General features: G+C 54.5%; 28 protein-coding genes. 16 read left to right on the top strand and 12 right to left on the bottom strand.

The features are described 5' to 3' along the window. Positions 1-22 precede the first annotated feature (22 nt). On the bottom strand, positions 23-1,006 hold the full coding sequence (locus YERSI8AC_RS16290) for an aldo/keto reductase (RefSeq protein ID WP_159177080.1): 984 nt from the start codon (positions 1,004-1,006) through the stop codon (positions 23-25). Between the two features lie 106 nt (positions 1,007-1,112). On the opposite strand from YERSI8AC_RS16290, the gene YERSI8AC_RS16285 reads away from it, so the two are divergent. Both YERSI8AC_RS16285 and YERSI8AC_RS16280 read left to right on the top strand, forming a co-directional pair. Continuing rightward, entirely contained in the window at positions 1,113-2,054 is a 942-nt protein-coding gene (locus tag YERSI8AC_RS16285) for a LysR family transcriptional regulator (RefSeq protein ID WP_159177079.1), read from the top strand. Between the two features lie 41 nt (positions 2,055-2,095). Continuing rightward, a complete protein-coding gene (locus tag YERSI8AC_RS16280) occupies positions 2,096-2,695 on the top strand; it encodes a class I SAM-dependent methyltransferase (protein ID WP_159177078.1) in 600 nt (199 codons plus the stop codon). A 28-nt stretch (positions 2,696-2,723) separates the two neighbouring features. On the opposite strand, the gene YERSI8AC_RS16275 is transcribed toward YERSI8AC_RS16280, so the two are convergent. The 3 genes from YERSI8AC_RS16275 to YERSI8AC_RS16265 form a co-directional block, all read right to left on the bottom strand. Beyond that, positions 2,724-2,996: a Txe/YoeB family addiction module toxin gene (locus YERSI8AC_RS16275; protein WP_022522593.1), complete on the bottom strand. Its 273-nt coding sequence runs from the start codon at positions 2,994-2,996 to the stop codon at positions 2,724-2,726. Continuing rightward, positions 2,977-3,249 carry a type II toxin-antitoxin system Phd/YefM family antitoxin gene (locus YERSI8AC_RS16270; RefSeq protein WP_035584465.1) on the bottom strand — a complete coding sequence of 91 codons (273 nt, stop codon included), beginning with the start codon at positions 3,247-3,249 and terminating at the stop codon, positions 2,977-2,979. Before YERSI8AC_RS16270 ends, YERSI8AC_RS16275 begins: the two co-directional genes overlap by 20 nt. A gap of 183 nt (positions 3,250-3,432) precedes the next feature. Further along, complete coding sequence (locus YERSI8AC_RS16265; protein ID WP_159177077.1) at positions 3,433-4,203, bottom strand: NAD(P)H-dependent oxidoreductase; 771 nt, start codon at positions 4,201-4,203, stop codon at positions 3,433-3,435. A gap of 137 nt (positions 4,204-4,340) precedes the next feature. Here YERSI8AC_RS16265 and YERSI8AC_RS16260 point away from each other — a divergent pair, with 137 nt between their 5' ends. Next, positions 4,341-5,207, top strand: a complete 867-nt coding sequence (locus YERSI8AC_RS16260) for a LysR family transcriptional regulator (protein ID WP_236557466.1) — start codon at positions 4,341-4,343, stop codon at positions 5,205-5,207. A gap of 20 nt (positions 5,208-5,227) precedes the next feature. Here YERSI8AC_RS16260 and YERSI8AC_RS16255 read toward each other — a convergent pair whose 3' ends face one another. Continuing rightward, positions 5,228-6,130 carry a LysR family transcriptional regulator gene (locus YERSI8AC_RS16255; protein WP_159177075.1) on the bottom strand — a complete coding sequence of 301 codons (903 nt, stop codon included), beginning with the start codon at positions 6,128-6,130 and terminating at the stop codon, positions 5,228-5,230. Positions 6,131-6,236: 106 nt separating this feature from the next. Here YERSI8AC_RS16255 and trpB point away from each other — a divergent pair, with 106 nt between their 5' ends. The 8 genes from trpB (at position 6,237) to YERSI8AC_RS16215 (ending at position 11,323) form a co-directional block, all read left to right on the top strand. Then, the gene (gene trpB / locus YERSI8AC_RS16250; RefSeq protein WP_159177074.1) at positions 6,237-7,466 is read left to right on the top strand and encodes a tryptophan synthase subunit beta; all 1,230 of its coding nucleotides are present in this window, start codon (positions 6,237-6,239) and stop codon (positions 7,464-7,466) included. Between the two features lie 20 nt (positions 7,467-7,486). Next, positions 7,487-8,326, top strand: coding sequence for a tryptophan synthase subunit alpha (gene trpA / locus YERSI8AC_RS16245; RefSeq protein ID WP_022522603.1), 840 nt, complete (start codon positions 7,487-7,489; stop codon positions 8,324-8,326). Between the two features lie 173 nt (positions 8,327-8,499). After that, positions 8,500-9,120, top strand: coding sequence for a LysE family translocator (locus tag YERSI8AC_RS16240; RefSeq protein ID WP_022522604.1), 621 nt, complete (start codon positions 8,500-8,502; stop codon positions 9,118-9,120). 126 nt (positions 9,121-9,246) lie between these two features. Continuing rightward, positions 9,247-9,588 (top strand): hypothetical protein, encoded by a 342-nt coding sequence (locus YERSI8AC_RS16235; protein ID WP_053857010.1) that lies wholly within the window; start codon positions 9,247-9,249, stop codon positions 9,586-9,588. 255 nt (positions 9,589-9,843) lie between these two features. After that, a complete protein-coding gene (locus tag YERSI8AC_RS16230) occupies positions 9,844-10,041 on the top strand; it encodes a helix-hairpin-helix domain-containing protein (RefSeq protein WP_236557463.1) in 198 nt (65 codons plus the stop codon). Between the two features lie 121 nt (positions 10,042-10,162). Further along, positions 10,163-10,411, top strand: a complete 249-nt coding sequence (locus YERSI8AC_RS16225; protein WP_159177073.1) for an addiction module protein — start codon at positions 10,163-10,165, stop codon at positions 10,409-10,411. 120 nt (positions 10,412-10,531) lie between these two features. Beyond that, positions 10,532-11,086 (top strand): carbon-nitrogen hydrolase family protein, encoded by a 555-nt coding sequence (locus tag YERSI8AC_RS16220; RefSeq protein WP_022522608.1) that lies wholly within the window; start codon positions 10,532-10,534, stop codon positions 11,084-11,086. A 12-nt stretch (positions 11,087-11,098) separates the two neighbouring features. Then, complete coding sequence (locus tag YERSI8AC_RS16215; protein WP_022522609.1) at positions 11,099-11,323, top strand: hypothetical protein; 225 nt, start codon at positions 11,099-11,101, stop codon at positions 11,321-11,323. 10 nt (positions 11,324-11,333) lie between these two features. On the opposite strand, the gene YERSI8AC_RS16210 is transcribed toward YERSI8AC_RS16215, so the two are convergent. Both YERSI8AC_RS16210 and YERSI8AC_RS16205 read right to left on the bottom strand, forming a co-directional pair. After that, positions 11,334-11,681, bottom strand: a complete 348-nt coding sequence (locus YERSI8AC_RS16210) for an antibiotic biosynthesis monooxygenase family protein (RefSeq protein ID WP_022522610.1) — start codon at positions 11,679-11,681, stop codon at positions 11,334-11,336. Continuing rightward, positions 11,678-12,025, bottom strand: a complete 348-nt coding sequence (locus YERSI8AC_RS16205; RefSeq protein ID WP_022522611.1) for an NIPSNAP family protein — start codon at positions 12,023-12,025, stop codon at positions 11,678-11,680. The genes YERSI8AC_RS16210 and YERSI8AC_RS16205 overlap by 4 nt, the downstream gene beginning before the upstream one ends. A 75-nt stretch (positions 12,026-12,100) precedes the next feature. Here YERSI8AC_RS16205 and YERSI8AC_RS16200 point away from each other — a divergent pair, with 75 nt between their 5' ends. After that, positions 12,101-12,826 carry an ArsR/SmtB family transcription factor gene (locus YERSI8AC_RS16200; protein ID WP_022522612.1) on the top strand — a complete coding sequence of 242 codons (726 nt, stop codon included), beginning with the start codon at positions 12,101-12,103 and terminating at the stop codon, positions 12,824-12,826. Between the two features lie 24 nt (positions 12,827-12,850). Beyond that, positions 12,851-13,171 (top strand): hypothetical protein, encoded by a 321-nt coding sequence (locus YERSI8AC_RS16195; protein ID WP_022522613.1) that lies wholly within the window; start codon positions 12,851-12,853, stop codon positions 13,169-13,171. Here the strand turns inward: YERSI8AC_RS16195 and YERSI8AC_RS16190 are convergent. From YERSI8AC_RS16190 to YERSI8AC_RS16180, 3 genes are all read right to left on the bottom strand, one after another. Beyond that, complete coding sequence (locus YERSI8AC_RS16190) at positions 13,155-13,766, bottom strand: LysE family translocator (RefSeq protein WP_022522614.1); 612 nt, start codon at positions 13,764-13,766, stop codon at positions 13,155-13,157. The genes YERSI8AC_RS16195 and YERSI8AC_RS16190 overlap by 17 nt on opposite strands. A gap of 79 nt (positions 13,767-13,845) precedes the next feature. Continuing rightward, positions 13,846-14,676 carry a helix-turn-helix transcriptional regulator gene (locus tag YERSI8AC_RS16185; protein ID WP_022522615.1) on the bottom strand — a complete coding sequence of 277 codons (831 nt, stop codon included), beginning with the start codon at positions 14,674-14,676 and terminating at the stop codon, positions 13,846-13,848. Positions 14,677-14,851: 175 nt separating this feature from the next. Further along, positions 14,852-15,685: an oxidoreductase gene (locus YERSI8AC_RS16180; protein WP_022522616.1), complete on the bottom strand. Its 834-nt coding sequence runs from the start codon at positions 15,683-15,685 to the stop codon at positions 14,852-14,854. A gap of 113 nt (positions 15,686-15,798) precedes the next feature. Here YERSI8AC_RS16180 and YERSI8AC_RS16175 point away from each other — a divergent pair, with 113 nt between their 5' ends. Then, positions 15,799-16,755, top strand: a complete 957-nt coding sequence (locus tag YERSI8AC_RS16175; protein WP_236557319.1) for an AraC family transcriptional regulator — start codon at positions 15,799-15,801, stop codon at positions 16,753-16,755. A gap of 568 nt (positions 16,756-17,323) precedes the next feature. After that, the gene (locus YERSI8AC_RS16170; RefSeq protein WP_022522618.1) at positions 17,324-17,782 is read left to right on the top strand and encodes a hypothetical protein; all 459 of its coding nucleotides are present in this window, start codon (positions 17,324-17,326) and stop codon (positions 17,780-17,782) included. 24 nt (positions 17,783-17,806) lie between these two features. Here the strand turns inward: YERSI8AC_RS16170 and YERSI8AC_RS16165 are convergent, their stop codons facing one another. Further along, positions 17,807-18,580 (bottom strand): SDR family oxidoreductase, encoded by a 774-nt coding sequence (locus tag YERSI8AC_RS16165; RefSeq protein WP_022522619.1) that lies wholly within the window; start codon positions 18,578-18,580, stop codon positions 17,807-17,809. Then, positions 18,580-18,906 carry a nuclear transport factor 2 family protein gene (locus tag YERSI8AC_RS16160; RefSeq protein WP_022522620.1) on the bottom strand — a complete coding sequence of 109 codons (327 nt, stop codon included), beginning with the start codon at positions 18,904-18,906 and terminating at the stop codon, positions 18,580-18,582. Before YERSI8AC_RS16160 ends, YERSI8AC_RS16165 begins: the two co-directional genes overlap by 1 nt. Positions 18,907-18,998: 92 nt before the next feature. Here YERSI8AC_RS16160 and YERSI8AC_RS16155 point away from each other — a divergent pair, with 92 nt between their 5' ends. Then, entirely contained in the window at positions 18,999-19,373 is a 375-nt protein-coding gene (locus YERSI8AC_RS16155) for a winged helix-turn-helix transcriptional regulator (protein WP_022522621.1), read from the top strand. Positions 19,374-19,399 lie beyond the last annotated feature (26 nt).

Here is a 19,399-nt window from a genome sequence, read left to right as displayed (position 1 = left end):
TGGCGGACAACAGGCCCTTAACTCATGAATTCACCCCCTTCATGCCCTCCGGTGTATAGCGCTCGCCGATGACAGGAAGGTGAGCAGTGGCCGCCTCAAGCTGTTGCTGCTCATTAGCGGTCATGGTGATGGATGCCGCTGCCGCATTCTCTTCAAGGTAGCGCAGCCGCTTGGTGCCGGGAATCGGTACGATGTTGTCGCCTTTGGAGAGCAGCCAGGCTAGCGAGAGCTGTGCAGGGGTGCAGCCTTTGAGTGTTGCCATCTCACCAATCACCTCCGCGATTCGGCGGTTAGTATCCATGGCCTGTTCAGAGAAGCGCGGCAGGTTAGAACGAAAATCACCTTCGCCGAAGTCAGCGTTCTCTTGAAACCTGCCCGTTAAAAAACCTCGACCGAGAGGAGAGTAGGGCACAAAGCCGATGCCGAGTTCCTTGCAGGTGGGCAGTACCGCTTGCTCCACGTCCCGCGTCCATAGCGAGTATTCGGTTTGAACCGCCGTCACCGGGTGCACGGCGTGTGCGCGGCGCAGGGTCTCGTCGCTAACCTCGCAGAGGCCAATGTGGGCAATTTTTCCCTCTTTAACCAGTTGTGCCAAGCCCTCCATGGTTTCTTCGATAGGGGTTTCCGGGTTAACGCGGTGAACGTAGTAGAGATCGATTTGTTCGATGCCCAGCCGCTTCAACGATGCCTCGCAAGCTTGGCGGGCGTAATAGGCACTGCTATCCAGGCGACGCTGATACTCACCAGGGTTCCGAACAATGCCAAACTTGGAGGCGATACGAACGTTTGGCTGATGGCTTGCAAGAAAGCGGCCAATCAGCGCCTCGTTATGGTGTGGCCCGTACATATCCGCCGTGTCAAAAAAGTCGATTCCCAGCTCCACCGCCCGTGCCAACACCCGAAGCGACTCGCTATCGTCTCGGGGGCCGTAGAACTCGCTCATTCCCATGCAGCCTAAGCCAATCGCAGAGATGCTCAAGTCGGTGCCAAGTGTACGTTTTTGCATGCGGTATCTCCTGTAATAACTGACGAAACCATGGCTCATCAAGAGAGCGTGAGCCGTTATCGAGCGCTTGTTGAAACACTCAATAACAGCGTGGCACTATCCAATAATGAAAAATATGAACGAGTTCGGTAAGCCTATTTCCAGTTTTGAAAATCAGATGCCCCGCGGGTGGGTCTGGGATGACACGCGCACTTTTCTAGCGGTGGCCCGCCATGGCACTTTGAGTGGCGCGGCAGCGGAACTCCATCTGGGTATCGCGACGCTCTCCCGGCGTATCGAACGGCTAGAAAAAGCCTTAAAGCTACCGCTGTTTGTTCGTCAGCAGTCGGGCTATCAGCTTACCGAGGAAGGGGCAGGACTAATCGAAAAAGCCGAAGCGCTGGAAGCCGCCGCAGCGGCCTTCTCCAGCAGCGGCGCCCTCGCTACGCAGCTGAGCGGCAGGGTGCGTTTGGCCACCGCTGAAAACCTGGCCACGTCGTTGATTCTGCCTGCATTGCCCCAATTTTATGCTCAGTACCCCGGCATCACACTTGAGCTGGTGACCGATATCACCACCGTCAATCTGCATCGTCGCGACGCTGACTTGGCGCTTAGAATGGTCAAGCCCGAGCGAGGCAATGTCACCCTTCGGCGCCTTGGCTCGCTCGGGTTTGGGCTTTATGCGAGCTCCGATTATGAGGCCCAGCGTGAGGCTCATCCAGACGCGGGCGATTACGACAGCGACGCCTTTATTACTTGGGGAGAAATGCAGGCGCACCTGCCTGCCACCCAGTGGGTTGAGCGGATTCTGCAAGGGCGCGAGCCGGCGCTAACCACCACCTCGCTGGCGACCCAGCTAGCGGCGGCCAAAGCGGGGCTGGGGGTAGCGGTATTACCACACTTTCTGGCCAGGGAGGCTGGACTGGTGTGTGTCGCTGCGGATATTGGCGTGGATCAGCCTATCTACCTCGTTATCCAAACGGATCTCACCCAATCAGGCCGTACCCGGGCCGTGGCGGATTTTCTGGCTGAGCTGGTGGCCAATAACCGCGAGCGCTTGAGTGGGTGATATAGTCACTAAGACTTCACTTTTTATCCGACAGGCTATCCATGACGCCCACTGATATTGGCAGCGCCTACGATCAGATCACCCACCTCTGGCAAAGCGAGAAGTTCAATCTCGCTAATGGCATGGAGGCGCATAAAAAAGCGCTGTCGTTTGTTAAAAAACGAGGCAAGGCGCTGGATATCGGTTGTGGCTGTACAGGCCGCTTTATAGATATGCTGCAACAAGAAGGCTTTACGCCTGAAGGCGTGGATATATCCGGTGAAATGTTACGTTTGGCGAAGCAGAAGCACCCTGACGTGACCTTTCACCACCAGGATATTTGCCAGTGGCAGCCGCCGGAAAAATACGACTTCATCACCGCCTGGGACAGCATCTGGCATATTCCGCTAGCGCTGCAGGAAAGTGTGATGACCAAACTTATCGGAAGCCTGAATAAGAGTGGGGTACTGATCTTCTCTTTCGGCGGTACCGACGAGCCCGGTGAGCATACCGATAGCTTCATGGGGCCCGAGGTCTACTACTCTACGCTTGGCACAAACGGCTTCGTATCCTTATTGATGAAGTTAGGCGCGGTGTGCAGACATCTGGAGTACGATCAGCACCCGGAGTTGCATACTTATTTGATAGTGCAGAAAAGGTAGCGTCGCGCTTTTCATCAATTAACTATTATCAGGACTGATCGTAATGTCCGCCGATGGCAAAAATATAAATAGCTTTGTCATCGAACCGGTAGATCAGCCGATCTCTTTGTGAAATGCGCCTTGACCACAAGCCAGAAAGATTGTGTCTGAGTGGCTCGGGTTTTCCGATACCAGCCGTTGGATCGTCAGAGCGGAGCATTTCTTTTAAGAGTTTGCAGAGCGCTTTATGCAGCTTCTTATCTGTTTCACGCATTTTTTCATAGGCTTCCCACGTACGGCCCTCAAATACCAGTGATCTCATTCATCTGCTCATTATCAGGTTGGTATCCTTGACCACGGCTATGGGTATCTAGAGAAGCCGCAATTTGTTGCATGAGGTCTCTGTTCTGAAGCACATGCAGCGTTTCTTGCTCTCTTTCCCAGTCCTCAGCGCTAATCACCACAAACGCCTCTCCGGCACGACGGGTTACTTTTAAGGGTTCGTGCTGGCTAATCACTTGTTCTACTACGCTTTTCAGGTTGTCTCTGAATTTGTTAACACTAATAATATCCATAACGTCACCATAATGTACGGAAATTCCGTACAACTATATCTCACTAGCTCCGACAAGGCCAAGCGCAGCGATAGCTTTATCGCTGCGCTTGGCCAAGATTTCCTGAATTCATAGCTGCACGTGTTGGTAACATTGTGCAGCTATGAATGCTTTGGCTTTATGCTGTTGCTGTCTAAAAATTGGCTAATGGTCGATGTGTATGGTTAGTCCCTCTTTCCCCATAGCAATATGGTCAGCGAGTATATTTTGCTGATACTCCCCACCATTTTGCCGCCGGAATGGTATAGGGGGGTCATTAAAAAGATTCTCAAGGCATAGACGCCAAGCGGCTAACTCCTTCGCTACGCTGACTTTCGAAAGTTTGCCGGTGCCATACACGGCATGGGTTGGTAGTACATTCATACCTGGGAAAAACAGGGCGCCGTGGGTGATGGGGAATAGCAATTCCTCCAAGGGGCCATTAATACCTCGGGGTGAATAGTCCTCCGCTGGGCCACCCACCATTACCGACAGTAACGCCCGTTTGCCTTTGAGAATACCGTCTCCATAGCGATAACGATTGCCTTCACCTTTGTATCCGTAAGCAAATCCATAGGCGTACACCCGGTCTATCCAGCCTTTGAGAATGGCGGGCATACCAAACCACCACAAGGGAAAGTGGAATATGACGGCGTCGGCGGCAAGCAGCTTGTCTTGCTCTGCGGCGACATCCTGCGTCTGCTGGTGAGTGGCATAGGCGTGCTGCGACTCTTGAATAAAGCCTAGCCGGTCATTATTTATACGGTTGGGGAAATCGTGCTCATCAAACGTCGCTTTCCAACCCATGCCATATAGGTCTGACTGCAGCACGGTTTGGCCTTGTCGCTCCAGTATTTGCACCGTTTCAGTTACGAACCGGCGGGTCAATGATGTGGGTTCTGGGTGCGCATACACAATCAATATGGTCTTGGACACTCTAATGCTCCTACAGGCGAATTTACTTGGTGGATACGCTAGAGATTGTGGGCAAGAATAAGCTATCAATGAAATTAATAGTTTTATGATCTACTATATAAAATATGGATAATAAAAGGCTGGATCTTAATTTGTTGGTGACCTTAGAGGCTTTGCTTGAAGAGCAAAATGTCACGAGAGCCGCCGCACGGCTGCATCTTAGTCAGCCTGCCGTCAGCGCTCAGCTGAGCCGCCTTAGGGATATGTTCAACGACCCGCTGCTCATTCCGGCTCACCGCGGGATGATGCCTACCACCAAAGCGTTGGAGTTACTTACCCCACTACGTATTGCACTGGATCAGGTGCGAGAGACGCTGATAACGCACCAGCACTTTGAACCTGCCCAAGCGTCGCTGACCATTACGATTGCATGCACCGATTACCTTCAAGCGGTCATTGGATTGGCGGTCATGAACGAATTAAGGCGTCAAGCACCTGGCATTAGAATCGCCATACGTAGTCTGGAGCCACCCAGGCTGGAAGCTCAAATGGCACGGGGTGAAGTGGATCTTGCACTCATGACACCCGAAGAGGCGCCCAAGGTTTTACGAATCAGGCCGCTGTATGATGAGAACTATGTGCTGGTTGGGTGCTGGAATCACTCACAGCTAAGTGAAGAAATGACGATTGAAGAGTATGTCCAGCTCGAGCATGTAATCGTTTCGCTCAGCGGAGGCGATTTTTCCACTCAGGTGGATCAGGTCTTACAAACATTGGGTTATAGGCGCAATGTTGTTCTGTCGACATCTTCATTCCTGTTCGTCCTAGAGATCGTTGCGCACTCACGTTTTGTGGCACTGGTGCCACGGCGTTTAGTTGCCCAGCGTTCCGACCTTAAAGTTGTTGAATCCCCCATTAAATCACTGGGATTCAAAGTCGGTATGGTGTGGCATGAGCGCAATCATGGTCACAGCGCACATCGTTGGGTGCGTGAGCAAATAGCACGCACCCTTTGCGCGAAATAAACGTTGATCAAACAGTCATATTAGCAGCGGTCAGCCTCCAACTCCCGCTTGAGCCACTCTGCCAGTGGCTCGCTGCGGCGGCCATCGGCTTGGCTGGGCAACCACAGGCAGAGACGGGCGGGGGTTTCGATACTTCCCCAGGGCGCAATCAGCCGCCCGCTCTTAAGGTCGTCTTCCACCAATAACCGCGGCGCGATGGCGATACCCAGGCCCGCCACTGCCGCTTCCATCAAGTAATAAAGGTGATCGAACCTCTGGCCTCTGCTTAGCGCCGCCTCAAGCTGTTCCAGCGCCAGCCCTTTGGCAGTGACCCACTGCGGCCATGCCTGGGGGCGGGAAGATGTATATAAAAGCTTATTGGCAAGCAGCGATTCGGGCTTTGTTGCATCGCACTGGGCCGCCAGCTGCGGGCTTGCCACCGCACATATCTGCTCTTCCATCAGCTCGAATACCTCAACACCTGTGTGCCAGGGTGGCTCGGCAAATGCCAGGGTGGCGCTAGCATCCGTTTGCGTACCCGGCTGCTCGCTTTCACTCACCACCACCTGCACTTTCAGCTGTGGCAGCTCGCGGTGCAGGCGATCCAGGCGGGGAATTAGCCAGCGCGCCAGCAGGCTGCCAGGGCAGGCCAGGGTGAAGGGCGCCTCTTCGACATCACGCTTGAGCGATGCGCAACTATTCTTCAAGCGTGAGAACGCTTCACCCACACCACTCTGCAGCCGCTCGCCGTGTGGTGTCAGCACAATGCCACGGCCCGCTTTGGTAAAAAGCGCCACGCCAAAATGGTCATCCAAGCTCTTTAGCTGGCGGCTAACAGCGCCGTGGGTAACGCTTAGCTCCTCGGCAGCGGCAGTCACGCTACCCAGCCGGGCAGTGGCTTCAAAGGCGCGCAGGGCGCTAAGCGGTGGCATGCTGTTTTGCATTAATACGTGACTCCAGCTCACATGTTGATGACATCTTATCGATTTTTATCCCGGCCTGCTTGCGCTACTTTCATTGCATTGTTTGATAACGCATTCAGAGGTCGTGATGAATCAACCTGTAGACGTATCCCAGAGCCTGCCCGATGCCAACGGTTTGTTTGGCAACTTTGGCGGCCGCTTTGTCGCCGAAACCCTGATGCCGCTGATTCTTGAGCTGCAAGACGAATACACCACCGCCAAGAACGACCCGGAATTTCAGCGTCAGTTAGCCTACTTTCAGGGCGATTACGTGGGGCGGCCAAGCCCGCTCTACTTCGCTGAACGGCTGACCGAGCACTTTGGCGGGGCGAGCATTTATCTCAAACGCGAAGAGCTGAATCACACCGGCGCGCACAAGATCAACAACTGCATCGGTCAGGTGTTGTTGGCCAAGCAGATGGGCAAAAAGCGCATCATCGCGGAAACCGGTGCAGGCATGCACGGCGTTGCCACCGCTACCGTTGCGGCGCGCTTTGGCTTGCCTTGTGTCATTTACATGGGCGCAACCGATATCGAACGTCAGCAGCCCAACGTATTCCGCATGAAGCTGCTGGGCGCGGAAGTCATCCCCGTTACCTCGGGCACAGGCACGCTAAAAGATGCCATGAACGAAGCGTTGCGCGACTGGGTAACGAATGTCGACGACACCTTCTACATCATTGGCACCGTAGCGGGGCCACACCCATACCCGGCCATGGTACGTGATTTTCAGGCCGTGATCGGTCATGAAACCCGTGCGCAAATGCTGGAAAAGAAAGGGCGCCTGCCGGATTCGCTAGTGGCCTGCATTGGCGGCGGTTCAAACGCCATGGGGATGTTTCACCCGTTCCTCGATGACCTTGATGTGAAGATGATTGGCGTAGAAGCGGGTGGCAAGGGCGTTAAAAGCGGCCTGCATGCAGCCAGCCTGAACGGCGGCACCCCCGGCGTGCTGCACGGCAACCGCACTTACTTGCTGCAAAACGAAGATGGCCAGATTATCGACGCTCACTCGATTTCCGCCGGGCTGGATTACCCCGGTATCGGGCCGGAGCACGCATGGTTGCACGAGCAGGGGCGGGTCGAGTACGTCTCTGCCACGGACGACGAAGCGTTGGAAGCCTTCCAGGTCTGCTGCCGCCAGGAGGGCATTATTCCAGCCCTGGAGACCGCCCATGCCCTGGCCGAAGTGGCCAAGCGCGCCCCCGGCCTGCCCCGCGAGCACTTAATGGTGGTCAACCTCAGCGGCCGTGGTGACAAGGACATGATGAGCGTGGCCCATCACCTTGGTGAAAAATTCGGGGTTAAACAGCTATGAGCGCAACACAGGAGAACGTCATGACCCATACCTCTCGTCTTGAACACTGCTTTGCCGCTCTCAAGCAGCAAAACCGCCCGGCGCTGGTCAGCTATCTCACCGCTGGCGATCCGGATGCCGAGACCTCCCGCCGCCTGTTGCACGGGTTGCCAAAAGCGGGGGTGGATATCATCGAACTCGGCATGCCGTTCAGTGACCCGATGGCCGATGGCCCCGCCATCCAGAAAGCCGCGCTGCGCGCCTTGAATAACGGCCAGACACAAGCCAAAACGCTGGAAATGGTGCGCCGCTTCCGTGAAGAAGACAGCACCACGCCCATTGTGCTGATGGGCTACTACAACCCCATTTACTGTTACGGCGTCGAGCGTTTCTTGACTGATGCCGCCAAGGCCGGGGTCGATGGCCTGATCGTGGTAGATCTGCCGCCCGAGCACGATGAGGAACTTTGCCAGCCAGCGGCGCAACACAACATCGATTTTATTCGCCTGGCCACGCCGACCACCGATGCCAAACGCCTGCCCAAGGTGCTGGCGAATGCCTCCGGGTTTATCTACTACGTTTCCGTTGCCGGTGTCACTGGTGGAAGTGCACCCACGCCAGAACGGTTGGAAGGCGCAGTAGCCGGGCTTCGTGAACATACGGAGCTGCCCATCGCCGTTGGTTTTGGCATCCGTACCGCCGAACAAGCCGCCACCATTGGCCGCTTCAGCGATGCAGTCGTCGTCGGCTCAGCACTGGTTGACTGTATCGAAAATGCCAACACGCCTGATGAAGCCGTTGAGCGTGTGCATGGTCTGGTAAGTGAACTGGCGGAAAGCGTCAGGGCGTGCCGGGAGGTGATTGAGCCGCAAGTTTGCTGATATGGGCACATGGGCTTCGTCCCTCACCGATTAACGCTGTTGTTGGGAAATGTATCGCCTCTGTTTGGTATCAAAGATTGAGCCAAGCCTTCGTGAGCAGCTAATCTAAGCACTTGGGCATATAGTCTAATGCTAATGAAGTACTTTGCTGCGAGCCTAGAGAGGCGATTTTCATGAATCTAACCACGCTGCTGTTGTTTATTCCTGCCTGCTTCGCCCTCAATATGGCGCCAGGGCCTAACAATCTGCTGTCACTGGCAAATGCCAAGCGCTATGGCGTTAGGGCAGCTTGTCTTGCAGGTATTGGGCGGCTGGCAGCCTTTGTTGGCATGATTACGCTTGCTGCAACCGGCTTGGCTACGCTGCTTTACACCTCTGAAAAGATTTTCCTGGTCATCAAGGTAGTTGGTGGTCTCTATCTGTTATGGCTGGCGTATCAATTATGGGGTGCCGACAGCACTGAAAGTGTTGACGGAGACACCCAGCCCAATAGCCTATTTGAGCTGGCGCGACAAGAGTTCCTGCTTGCCGCCGGTAACCCAAAAGCCATCCTGATTTTTACCGCATTCCTACCGCAGTTTGTGGAGCCCAGCGGCCATGTAGGGCAGCAGTTTATAGTGCTAGGTGCGCTGTTTTTGCTGCTGGAATGGGTAGCGATTGCCGGTTACGCCTATGCAGGCAGCTTTTTAAGCCACTGGTTTTCACGCCCCGCCATGCGTCGTTTATTCAACCGCGGCTGCGCAGGCTTATTGGCCAGCGCAGGAGTAGGGCTGCTATTGGCTAAGAAAGAATGAGCAAGCTCTAACATGGGAGACACGCATTGAACCAAGCGCTAGTCGTTAACCATGGGCACTGGCTCAACGCAGATGATTATCTAATGCTAAGGGAAAGGAATGACTACAAGGTTGATAATAAAGACGATGACGGTGGTTTTTGCGCTGATCGGGTTCATAAGCGTACTGCTCCTATGTATTGGCTTCATCATGGATTTTCGATCCTTCGATCAGACCCAGGGCGGTTACGAACCCCCTTACACTGACTTCACCGGCCAGCCGATACGCTGGCAAGAGCTTGATACCACGACAGTGGGCATGGTTCATCGCGGTTATGTGGTAGACGTTCTGATCAATTGCCGCTCGGGTATGATGACGTTTGATGTGTTTGGCATGGAGATCCCGTGGCGTAGCTTTTCTGAACGCGCCTTAGTGGTGCATAAACCTTGGGATGCCTGCGAAGATCGGGGGTTCTCACCGAGGTTTTAAGAGAAAACTCTCAGCAGATGACGAAACTGATTAACTAGGCTTTGTACGAAAAGTCGGCGAGCGAAGGTCAGGCAAGGCAAAAAAACGGCGAAAAAGCGGAGTTTACGGGGTGTAAATGAGCATTTTGATCGGACTCGCGCACGAGCCTTTTTTTAACGCCGCATGGCCGAGCGCAGTCAGTTTTCGTACAAAGCCTAAGTAGTGAGGTAGAAACAAGTGGCCTTTTCGGATCCAGAAAGAGAAGCTTTGTTGAGCGTGAAGGGCATTGGCCCTATCGTCATTAAGCGTTTTGAAGAGATCGGTATTGATTCATTTAGCGAACTTGCCACCCGCCAGGTCGATGAAATAGCCGATATGGTTGCATCTATGCTGCAAACGACTTGCTGGAAAAATAGCCCGCGATCGAAGTCAGCGATTGCTGCCGCCATTGCGAGAGCCCAGCAAGGGCTATAAAAACAGCAACAGTGAGAGAGCGCTTTAACTCGCGACCTTCCCAGACTGTCTATAGACGTTGGGATAGCGAAAAGATAATAGGTGATATACCTTCAACTTGATGCATTAATAAAGTAACGCTATGAACATTCAAGAGCTTGTTAGTGAAGCAGAGTCATTACCCGTTGAAGAGCGCGCAAGAGTAGTCGATGCGCTGCTGCGTAGCCTCAACTCTCCAGAATCAAGTATCGACAAGCAGTGGGTCGATGCTGCCCAAAGTCGTTTAGACGACATTCTGGCGCGTAAAGTAGCTACTGTTTCAAGTGAGCAAGTGTTTGCTAATTTGTGCGCTAGAATGCATTTACATTGTGAGCCAAATTACGGGAAGTAATCAGCTATAAGTTAGGTTTCCACTTCCGCAATGACGGATTAATAAAAATAGCCTTTTTGCCGCTAACTGAATATTTTATGGCTGAAGTGAACAAAATATTTAAAGGCGAGGCGTGTTGAAATGAAATTCAGAAGCACAAGCGGTACCACTATCGCACTCGTTCAGTTGCCTGTTGTAAAAGGCGCAGTGGCCGAAAATCTTGAAACGCACCTTACCTATATTCAGCAAGCTGCCGTGCGAGGGGCCGATCTAGTAGTGTTCCCTGAGCTTTCGCTGACCGGCTATGAGCTTGAGCTATTAGAGCAGCTAGCGTTGCTGAAAGATTCAGAGGTGTTCGACACACTTTCCACAGCCGCTGTTGCCCATAATATCGTCGTGATAGCAGGCTGTCCGCTCATTAGTGAAGGCAGAAAGCCGAAGATAGGGGCAGTTATCTGCTTCCCGAGCGGCGAGCGAGCATTCTACGCAAAGCAGTACCTGCACGAAGGGGAAGCGGTTTACTGTTCGACTGGTAACGAAAGTTATCTATGTACGGTTAACGGTACTCGAATAGCCTTGGCCATTTGTGCAGACTTCGCCAATCCCTCCCATGCAGAAGCGGCATCCGCCCAGCAAGCGGAGGTATATATTGCCAGCGCGCTGATATCTGAAGCAGGGTATGAGGTCGATGCGTAGCTACTCGCTGCCATGGCGAAACGCCACCAGTTCCCGGTGCTACTTGCTAACCACATTTCCAACACAGGTGGCTGGCAAACCTGCGGTAAAAGCGGCGGCTGGAATGCGGATGGTGAACTCGCGATCACTGCTGACGGCACTGAAGCTTGCATTGTGATTTGCGCTATAAACGGAGGCGCACTCGACGCCTCGCTAGTGACCAATTTACCTATCGAGAACAGCTGCCCAGTGGGCTAGCCCGCCCGCTTTATGATGGGTGTGCGTCAAGCGAATCCTTCGGTGCCTCGCGGCGGTCATTCATTCCGTAGTCCCGGATGACGGAAGCGACGCGGAGCCGGTAGTCGGCAAAGATATCCTGCCGGCCCGCTTTCTGGACGGAACGGTGAGGTTCGAACGTGCGCCACTGCTTCACGGCTTCTTCGTCCCGCCAGAAGGAGAGCGACAGGATCTTTCCAGGATGTGTGAGGCTCTCGAAGCGCTCAATCGAGATAAAACCGTCGACGCCTTCCAGGTGTTGGCTCAGCCCGCTGGCAGCGTCCAGGTAGTCCTGTTTCCGCTCCGAATGCGGTAGAACTTCAAATATCACGGCGATCATAAAACACTCCACGGATAGACAGATTCAACGCCCAGTGTGCCGTCCACCACCTCAACGAAGCTGCGCTCCTCCTTGAGAATAAACTTCTTCTCTTGAGCCATGGTGAAGTTCGCGTGCCCGCCTTCGTCAGACTTCAGCCGGGCGCGGTAGGCCTCATAGGTAGCCAGGCTATCGAATGCGATTAGCCCCCAGGCAACATTGTTAGTGCCCTCGTAGGGAAGAAAATAACCGATAAGGTGGCCACCGCACCGGGGTATGATTTGCCCCCAGTTTTCGGCATACGCCTTGAAGGCGTCGCGTTGGAAAGGGTCGATCTCGTAGCGGATAAAGCAGGTAATGCTCATAGGGGTATCTCCTTTGAACGGTAGCTAGGACGATACCGCGTTGTCGGCCCCAGGTGGTTCGACTAGAATCGAACCATGAGTGAAGGCCCTAACATTGTGCGCGTTGCAGCGCTTATCGGCGATAATGCTCGGGCGGAGGTTCTCTCCGCCCTGATGTCTGGTCGTGCGCTGACGGCGACCGAACTGGCGGACACGGCCGGTGTTACCAAGCAGACCATTAGTTTTCACCTTGGCAAGCTGCTAGACGCAGGGCTGATCACGGTGGAGCAGCAAGGCCGTCACCGCTATTTCCGGCTGATGGGTCCGGAGGTGGCCAGTCTCCTGGAGTCGCTGATGGGCCTCGCTTGCCGCAGTGAGGGGAACCGCCTTGTTACAGGGCCACGCGATCCCGCCCTGCGCAAGGCCCGTATCTGTTACGACCACCTTGCCGGGGAGTTGGGTGTTTCAGTGTATGAACAGATGCTGCGAACGGATATCCTTCATCAGCACCCAGGAGGGCTACAGCTCACTGAGCAGGGAAGGGTGTGGTTTAATCAATTTGGCATCGATACAGATACGCTTGCTTCTTCAAAACGCTCATTTTGTAGGGAGTGTCTTGATTGGAGCGAGCGCAGGCATCATCTAGCGGGCGCGCTCGGCAGTGCACTGCTTACCCGAATTCAGGCGCTTGGCTGGGCGAGGCGAGAAAAAAACTCTCGCGTTATCGTCTTCAGCGCCCAAGGGGAGAAGTTGCTGTGGGCAATGCTTGAACCGCAGAGTGCGCCACCTGTTTCAGCCCGACAAGCCGCTGTAACCCTCTAAGATTCTATAAAACTGAGAGAAATAATGGGAAAGCTCTTTTCACTGGTTGTATTGTTAGCGCTTGGCTATGCCGGTATCTATTTCTATTACGGCGTTGTCGTTGAACGGGAAATTCAGCAGCAGTTGGATGAGCGCGGCCTCTCTGCCGTCAGCGTGGATAACATTGAGTATGGGGTGCTGGCGCCCATTAACACGACTGCGAACATTGAAGTGAGCGTCACTTATCGCGGCTCTCAGGCGACGCTGGATTTGATAGTGCAGGGCCATCCGTTATTCTCTGACGAAGTAAGTGTCGAATTCGACGGCTTACAAGCCCTGCGACTGGGGATCAATTTCGGGCAGTAAGTGGTACCCACACATGCTCAACACCAATCGAAAGCGCCACGGCCACCAGCAAAGCTGCCATCAGCCAATTAAAGCCCTTAACGATAGCAGGGCTTTTAATACGGCTGCCTACGGCGCTGCCAATCACGATATAGCTACCGGGTGCGCCCGCGGCTAACATCGCCAGCCCGAATGCCCAAAACACTAAGCTAAGCCCATGAATGTCAGCGGCAGGAAACTGCAGTGTGGCAATGGGCAGGGTGGCCAAAATGGCTTTGGGATTAAGCAACTGCATGACCAGCCCATCACGATAACTGACTAGCCGTGGGGCGTTGTCTGGCTCGCTTATATCAACACTTGAACGGGCAATCTTGCTCGCGAGATAAACAATATAGCCGCAGCCCAAGGCACTCACCACGATGAGTGCTTCATCATCGATCCATGCAGCACCCGCCCAACCCAATACTAATAAGTACGCCAGCATCGCAGTACCCACGCCAAGGCAAAACCCAACCGACTGCCTGGCTTGCCCATTGATGCCAATATTCAAGCCAAGCAGATTCACAGGCCCAGGCGAATACATAGCGCCTAGGGCATAGGCGACAATTCCTAACATGGTTAAACCTCTATGCTGGTATTTAGGTGTAAGAGCCTGTACGAAAAGTCGGCGAGCGCAGGCAGTTTTCGTGCAGAGCCTAGCGTGCGATATCACGCTGGTACTGATGGGGCGTCATGCCATAAATTCGCTTAAAGCGGCGATTGAAATGGCTGAGATCGGCAAACCCATAGCGCAAAGCGACCTCTGTTAGAGAAGCGCCTAGGTCTAGCGCCGAACGGGCCGCATTGATTCGGCAATTAATCACATACTGATGCGGCGTAATGCCGTAATGCTGACGAAACAGGCGTAAGAAGTGGTACTTGGAGATATGCGCCGCTTGGCTGATGTCATCCAGGGAGATATCCGTATCCAAGTGGGCGTGAATATAATCTTTCGCCAGGCCCAGCAGCGCATCGGGGCGGGTGAGCACCTGGTTGGGCTGAGAAATCCCGCCGAGTTGCACAGTACGCTCGATTACCTGATAAAGCGCATTCTCCTGATCGATACAGCTACCAGAGTGAGAAGTGACTAAGCGCGCCAGTTCCAAAATGGCATTGCGTAGCCGAATGTCCTGAACAAGAGTGTTATTTGAGCGAAAGTCCGCCGTGCGCTCGTGGCCTAGAGCATCAGCAAACAGGGCATTAACCTGCTCGGGATGCGCATATACCATCAGGTAATCCAGTGAGCGATCTCCGCCCGGTTGGCCGTCGTGAACTTCCTCAGGGTTGAACAAAATTACGTTGCCCGGTGGGCTACGATGAAACTGCCCGCCGCTGAAGAAATCCTGACGTCCCGCCAGCGTAACGCCGAATGCATACTCCTCGTGGGCATGGCGGTCGTAGCTGAAATCCTCAATAGCAGCGTGAAGTACCGTCAGCGTTGGCACGTGCTGGCTCTTGATGAATTGAAACCGGCTTGCGTTACTCATGCCGCCCCCTCCTGATTAGTCACACCACCTAGCTTATGCCAACCCCGCACCCGGATGCTTGTACATAATTGCTAATCGGCTGCGGGGGAAGGAGGCGAGATAACCGACAACGATGCATTGGCATCTATTGCGCTATCGAAAGGTAGCCATGCGAAGGGATTTAGCAGTTGAACCTTCAGCCATCGGTCGAGCGCGTGAGTGTCTCCCATTCACTGATTTCGTCGGCAAGCGCCGACAATTTGCCGCGCACCAGCGCTAGTGCATCGCTTCCCAGCAGCAGATGCTCCGGCGGCGTGTCGCTGGCTATTGCGTCCAGCATTGCGCGAGCTGCCTTTGCCGGATCGCCAAGTTGCTGACCGCTTTTCTCGACGCGGGCATTACGAATCGGATCAAATAGCGCGTCGTAGTCGGAGATCGAGCGCGGCGAGCGGGACATCGAGCGACCAGCCCAGTCGGTACGAAACGAGCCGGGTGCCACGGCAGTGACATGAACATTGAACGATTTCACTTCCTTGCCAAGCACCTCCGAAATACCTTCCAGTGCAAATTTACTACCACAGTAATAAGCGATGCCTGGCATCGTGATGAAACCACCCATAGATGTGATGTTGAGGATATGTCCGCGCCGACGTGAGCGCATGTATGGCAACACAGCCTTTGTGACGGCAACAGCTCCGAATACGTTCACGTCAAACTGCCGACGCATTTCGGCCAATGAGGACTCCTCCAGGATACCTTCATGGCCGTAACCGGCGTTGTTGACGAGAACATCGATCTCTCCGACGTTTGCCTCTATCTCGGCCACGACCCCGTCGATGGCATCGAAGTCGGTCACATCGAGCACACGGCCCACTGCTTTCTCCGGATTGAGTGCCTCAAATGCCTGCCTGGCCCGTTCGCTGCGTACCGTGCCGACCACCTGATGGCCGGTAGCAAGTGCTTCCTGAGCCAGCGCCCGGCCAAAGCCGCTACTGACGCCCGTGATGAGTATAAGTTTGCTGGTAGACATGCAAATAGCTCCTGTGTATCAGTGGAGGATGCACATTACCCCTTTGTATTGCCTGCTTTCAGGCATAAAATTCTTATATTATTGCCTATTCTGATAATTCCAGTCGGTACCGCGTGAAAAAGACATTTTCCACTCTGCAGACGGCTGAACAGCGGCACATGGTGACGCTGCTTCAGGCGCTGGCGCCGGAAGAAGGATACAACCTCACGGCTCTGCCCGACGTACGCATTCTGCGTTCGGATCGTCCCTTGTCTCGTACCCCCGTGCTGTACGACCCCGGTATCGTGATTGTTTGCCAGGGGCGAAAGCGGGGGTATTTCGGCCATCAGGTTTATCTTTACGACGAGCAGCACTATCTGGCGGTCGCGGTGCCGGTACCCTTCACGATGGAAACCGAGGCGACGCCAGAACACCCACTGCTAGCCATATATATGCATCTGGACTTTCAGCTCGCCGCGGAGCTGATGATCCAGATCGACCGCCATCAGTCTCCTACCCAGAAAAACGTGGCCCAAAGCCTAATGTCCAGTCCCATGGATGCTGCGTTGCGGGTGTCCGTGACACGTTTTCTCGAAACGATGAGTCAGCCGCTTGAAGCGGAGATTCTTGGCCCCGCGCTGGTGAGAGAACTGTATTTTCGCGTGCTCACCGGTGCACAGGGCAATGCCATGCGTGCGGCGCTGGCAATGCAGGGGCAGTTCGGGAAAATCAGCAAGGCGTTACGCCACATCCACGCGACCTACGCTCAGCCTCTTAACCTGTCGCAACTGGCTAGCGAGGCCGGTATGAGCGTTCCGACGTTTCTTAATCACTTCAAAGCCATTACGCACACTTCACCCATGCAGTACGTTAAATCCACGCGACTGCATCAAGCACGGCTGCTGATGGTTCGTCAGAGCATGACGGCAGAGGCCGCTTGCCACGCCGTCGGCTACCTGAGTGCTTCGCAATTCAATCGGGAGTTCAAACGGCTTTTCGGATTGACGCCAGCTGCCGAAACGAAGCGAATGCGGGAGAACTTCGCGCTACCGCCTGCTTTCACCAAGTCGGATTACGTCTCGTCGCATTGAGGCTGACCTGAGTTTAGTCACAACGCCGCCATGCGCAGGCTAATGAGTTGCGCTCCCAACGCAAATAGCACCGTTAGTGCGTAAGCGTTCATTCTAAGACGTCCTGCCGCCCGGCTGACATTCGCCCTACAGTAACCTCACATTTGCCCACACGAGGTTACCCCCATGAGAAAGCACCGCACCCCGGAACAGTGGCAGGCCCTGGTTNTGGATGAGGATGGCAGGAAGCAGTACAAGGTCTCGCCGGAGTTATTGAGACCTCTCCGGGACGTGAAGTAGGTCAACTACGTCTTGGAATGAACGCTTACGTTAGTGCTGGCTCTTGATGAATTGAAACCGGCTTGCGTTATTCATGCCGCTCCCTCCTGATTAGTCACGCCACCTAGCTTATGCCATCGCTACCTCTCAATGCTTGTACATAATTGCTAATCGGCTGTGAGAATAAGCGCTCAGTGTCAGGTTAGTGACCAGGTAGATTATGATGGGGGAAGCTAACCTCGCGAGCCTTTGCGGTTGTGCAAAACCGGCGTGATAACCTTGGTGCTATATGTAAAAAGAAGGAGAAGACGTGCACCAGTTAGCCGCCCAATGGGTAGTGGGATTACTGAGAGACAGAAATATCCCTTTTCAAATCTGCGGAGGGCTCGCAGCAAAGGGGTATGGATCTAAACGAGCGTTGAACGATATTGACCTGTTCGTACCCGGCGAGCATTTTGCAGCTGTGGTGCAGGCTGGCCAAGCGAACATATCCAAGCCCGCCACGCACTACTGCGAAGAGGGCTGGGATTTAACCTATGTCCAGTTCAAGTATGAAGGCATTAAGGTGGAAGTTGGCAACGCCGACGGCGCGCAAATTTTTGATGCAGCCAGCCAGGCCTGGGTGCCGCTCAATATTGATTTTGCCCGCTATGAAACAGTGAATTTACTAGGCCTGGAGCTTCCTTTGATGTTCAAGGATGACTTGATCCGCTATAAGTCGGTGCTCTCAAGACCGGTCGATATCGACGATATTCGCGCCATAAGATAGGCAATCTCCATTTCACCATCGCCCTCAAGCGACGGGCACAGTGCCGCCATCGATCACGTACTCCGTTCCCGTAATAGTGGCCGCCAGCGGTGATGCCAGAAACCCAATCAAGTTGGCCACTTCTGCAGGCTTCGAAGGGCGGCCAATCGGGATGCCACCCAGCGAATTCATGATGATCTGCTTGCCGCCTGCGTAATCGGTGCCTGCCTCTTGGGCAATCCGCTCGGCTAGCGCAACGGCGGCTTCCGTCTCGATCCAGCCCGGCGACACCCGTACCACGCGCACCCCTTTGGGTGACACCTCTTTTGACAAGCTCTTACTATAAGTGGATAGCGCCGCCTTGGCAGCCGCATAAGCCGTGGTTGATTCGGGCAGGGGGAGTTCACGCTGAATGGAGGTCACGTGGATAATCACCCCATCGCCTTGGGCCAGCATGCCGGGCAGCAGGGCGCGATCCAGCCGCACGGCGGGAAACAGGTTGATGTCGAGCTCTTGCTGCCACTCCTCCTCCCCAAGGGCAGCGAACCCGCCGCCGGGGGCGGATGAACCACCCAGTACGTGAACGATAATATCGACGCCACCCAAGCGTTCGTTGACCGCATCGGCTACCGTGGCACAGCCTTCGGCCGTCGTCAGGTCAGCGGTTACAAACAGCTCATCGGGCAGGTCGGCGGGGCGAGTACGGGCGGTTGTTAGCACTTGCGCGCCTTCCTCGCGAAAGAGTGCCACCGCGGCCGCGCCAACCCCTTGGCTGCCCCCGGTGATCAATACGCGTCGCCCGTTCAAGTTCAGGTTCATTAGTGGATCTCCAATGACTGGATTTGCGACTCGGCAAGCTGGAAAGCGTGGTCAAGTTGAACCGGGCTGCCGGGGAAGTTGCCGGTCACGGTGGCGGTAACCACCATCGTGTTGCCTTGTTGGGAAACACTGACCGGCTCGACGCGATACTCAATCTTGTCGCGGGTGGCGCGCATCCAGGCTTGAATAGCGGGTCGCCCGCGGTGCGTCTCGCCTTCGTCGAACACACAGGCATCTTGAGTGAAGCAATCCGCAATGTGGGTGGCATCCGCACCGTTGCTGATGCTGAAGTAAGTAGTGATCGCGTCTGGCAGTGACAAACTCATGATGGTCATCTCTCGCAGGGGGTAATATGCGAGAATCTTCTGCCTAGACTGACGCGTTATCAAGAACGCACAAAAAGGTAAGTGGCTCACCCATGAGAAAGCTTTATACGCCCGCTACCGCCGCAAGCGATGTGGAAAATGTATTAAAAATGCTGGAAGGGCGCTGGAAGCTCATTATTCTCTTTCATCTCTTCGATGGAAAAGTGCAGCGCTACTCCGATTTAGGAAAACTCATCCCCGATATCTCCCAGAAAATGCTCGCCCAACAGCTGCGCCAGCTGGAAGCGGATGGCATCGTGGCGCGCAAAGTCTATCCCCAGGTGCCGCCGAAAGTGGAGTACCGCCTGACCGAATGGGGGCAAACGCTCTGCCCGGCGCTGGATGCCTTATTGAAATGGGCAGAGCAGAGGGATCACTTCAACAACCCTGACGAGCAGAACGAACAAAACGATGCCGCCACCCAATGAGAACCGCCTGATGCACTACCGCATCA

Source organism: Halomonas sp. 113 (assembly GCF_904067645.1).
GTDB lineage: Bacteria > Pseudomonadota > Gammaproteobacteria > Pseudomonadales > Halomonadaceae > Vreelandella > Vreelandella titanicae.
This window is presented reverse-complemented; position numbering and strand designations above follow the sequence as displayed.

Excerpts from the sequence above, each read along its gene's own strand:
- YERSI8AC_RS16255 (WP_159177075.1), bottom strand. The coding sequence starts at position 6,130 with ATGCAAAACAGCATGCCACCGCTTAGCGCCCTGCGCGCCTTTGAAGCC.
- YERSI8AC_RS16200 (WP_022522612.1), top strand. The coding sequence starts at position 12,101 with ATGAGTGAAGGCCCTAACATTGTGCGCGTTGCAGCGCTTATCGGCGAT.
- YERSI8AC_RS16195 (WP_022522613.1), top strand. The coding sequence starts at position 12,851 with ATGGGAAAGCTCTTTTCACTGGTTGTATTGTTAGCGCTTGGCTATGCC.
- YERSI8AC_RS16285 (WP_159177079.1), top strand. The coding sequence starts at position 1,113 with ATGAAAAATATGAACGAGTTCGGTAAGCCTATTTCCAGTTTTGAAAAT.
- trpA (WP_022522603.1), top strand. The coding sequence starts at position 7,487 with ATGACCCATACCTCTCGTCTTGAACACTGCTTTGCCGCTCTCAAGCAG.
- YERSI8AC_RS16270 (WP_035584465.1), bottom strand. The coding sequence starts at position 3,249 with ATGGATATTATTAGTGTTAACAAATTCAGAGACAACCTGAAAAGCGTA.
- YERSI8AC_RS16220 (WP_022522608.1), top strand. The coding sequence starts at position 10,532 with ATGAAATTCAGAAGCACAAGCGGTACCACTATCGCACTCGTTCAGTTG.
- YERSI8AC_RS16190 (WP_022522614.1), bottom strand. The coding sequence starts at position 13,766 with ATGTTAGGAATTGTCGCCTATGCCCTAGGCGCTATGTATTCGCCTGGG.
- YERSI8AC_RS16160 (WP_022522620.1), bottom strand. The coding sequence starts at position 18,906 with ATGAGTTTGTCACTGCCAGACGCGATCACTACTTACTTCAGCATCAGC.
- YERSI8AC_RS16215 (WP_022522609.1), top strand. The coding sequence starts at position 11,099 with ATGGCGAAACGCCACCAGTTCCCGGTGCTACTTGCTAACCACATTTCC.
- YERSI8AC_RS16210 (WP_022522610.1), bottom strand. The coding sequence starts at position 11,681 with ATGATCGCCGTGATATTTGAAGTTCTACCGCATTCGGAGCGGAAACAG.
- YERSI8AC_RS16225 (WP_159177073.1), top strand. The coding sequence starts at position 10,163 with ATGAACATTCAAGAGCTTGTTAGTGAAGCAGAGTCATTACCCGTTGAA.
- YERSI8AC_RS16165 (WP_022522619.1), bottom strand. The coding sequence starts at position 18,580 with ATGAACCTGAACTTGAACGGGCGACGCGTATTGATCACCGGGGGCAGC.
- YERSI8AC_RS16180 (WP_022522616.1), bottom strand. The coding sequence starts at position 15,685 with ATGTCTACCAGCAAACTTATACTCATCACGGGCGTCAGTAGCGGCTTT.
- trpB (WP_159177074.1), top strand. The coding sequence starts at position 6,237 with ATGAATCAACCTGTAGACGTATCCCAGAGCCTGCCCGATGCCAACGGT.
- YERSI8AC_RS16235 (WP_053857010.1), top strand. The coding sequence starts at position 9,247 with ATGACGGTGGTTTTTGCGCTGATCGGGTTCATAAGCGTACTGCTCCTA.
- YERSI8AC_RS16280 (WP_159177078.1), top strand. The coding sequence starts at position 2,096 with ATGACGCCCACTGATATTGGCAGCGCCTACGATCAGATCACCCACCTC.
- YERSI8AC_RS16185 (WP_022522615.1), bottom strand. The coding sequence starts at position 14,676 with ATGAGTAACGCAAGCCGGTTTCAATTCATCAAGAGCCAGCACGTGCCA.
- YERSI8AC_RS16275 (WP_022522593.1), bottom strand. The coding sequence starts at position 2,996 with ATGAGATCACTGGTATTTGAGGGCCGTACGTGGGAAGCCTATGAAAAA.
- YERSI8AC_RS16155 (WP_022522621.1), top strand. The coding sequence starts at position 18,999 with ATGAGAAAGCTTTATACGCCCGCTACCGCCGCAAGCGATGTGGAAAAT.
- YERSI8AC_RS16240 (WP_022522604.1), top strand. The coding sequence starts at position 8,500 with ATGAATCTAACCACGCTGCTGTTGTTTATTCCTGCCTGCTTCGCCCTC.
- YERSI8AC_RS16205 (WP_022522611.1), bottom strand. The coding sequence starts at position 12,025 with ATGAGCATTACCTGCTTTATCCGCTACGAGATCGACCCTTTCCAACGC.
- YERSI8AC_RS16290 (WP_159177080.1), bottom strand. The coding sequence starts at position 1,006 with ATGCAAAAACGTACACTTGGCACCGACTTGAGCATCTCTGCGATTGGC.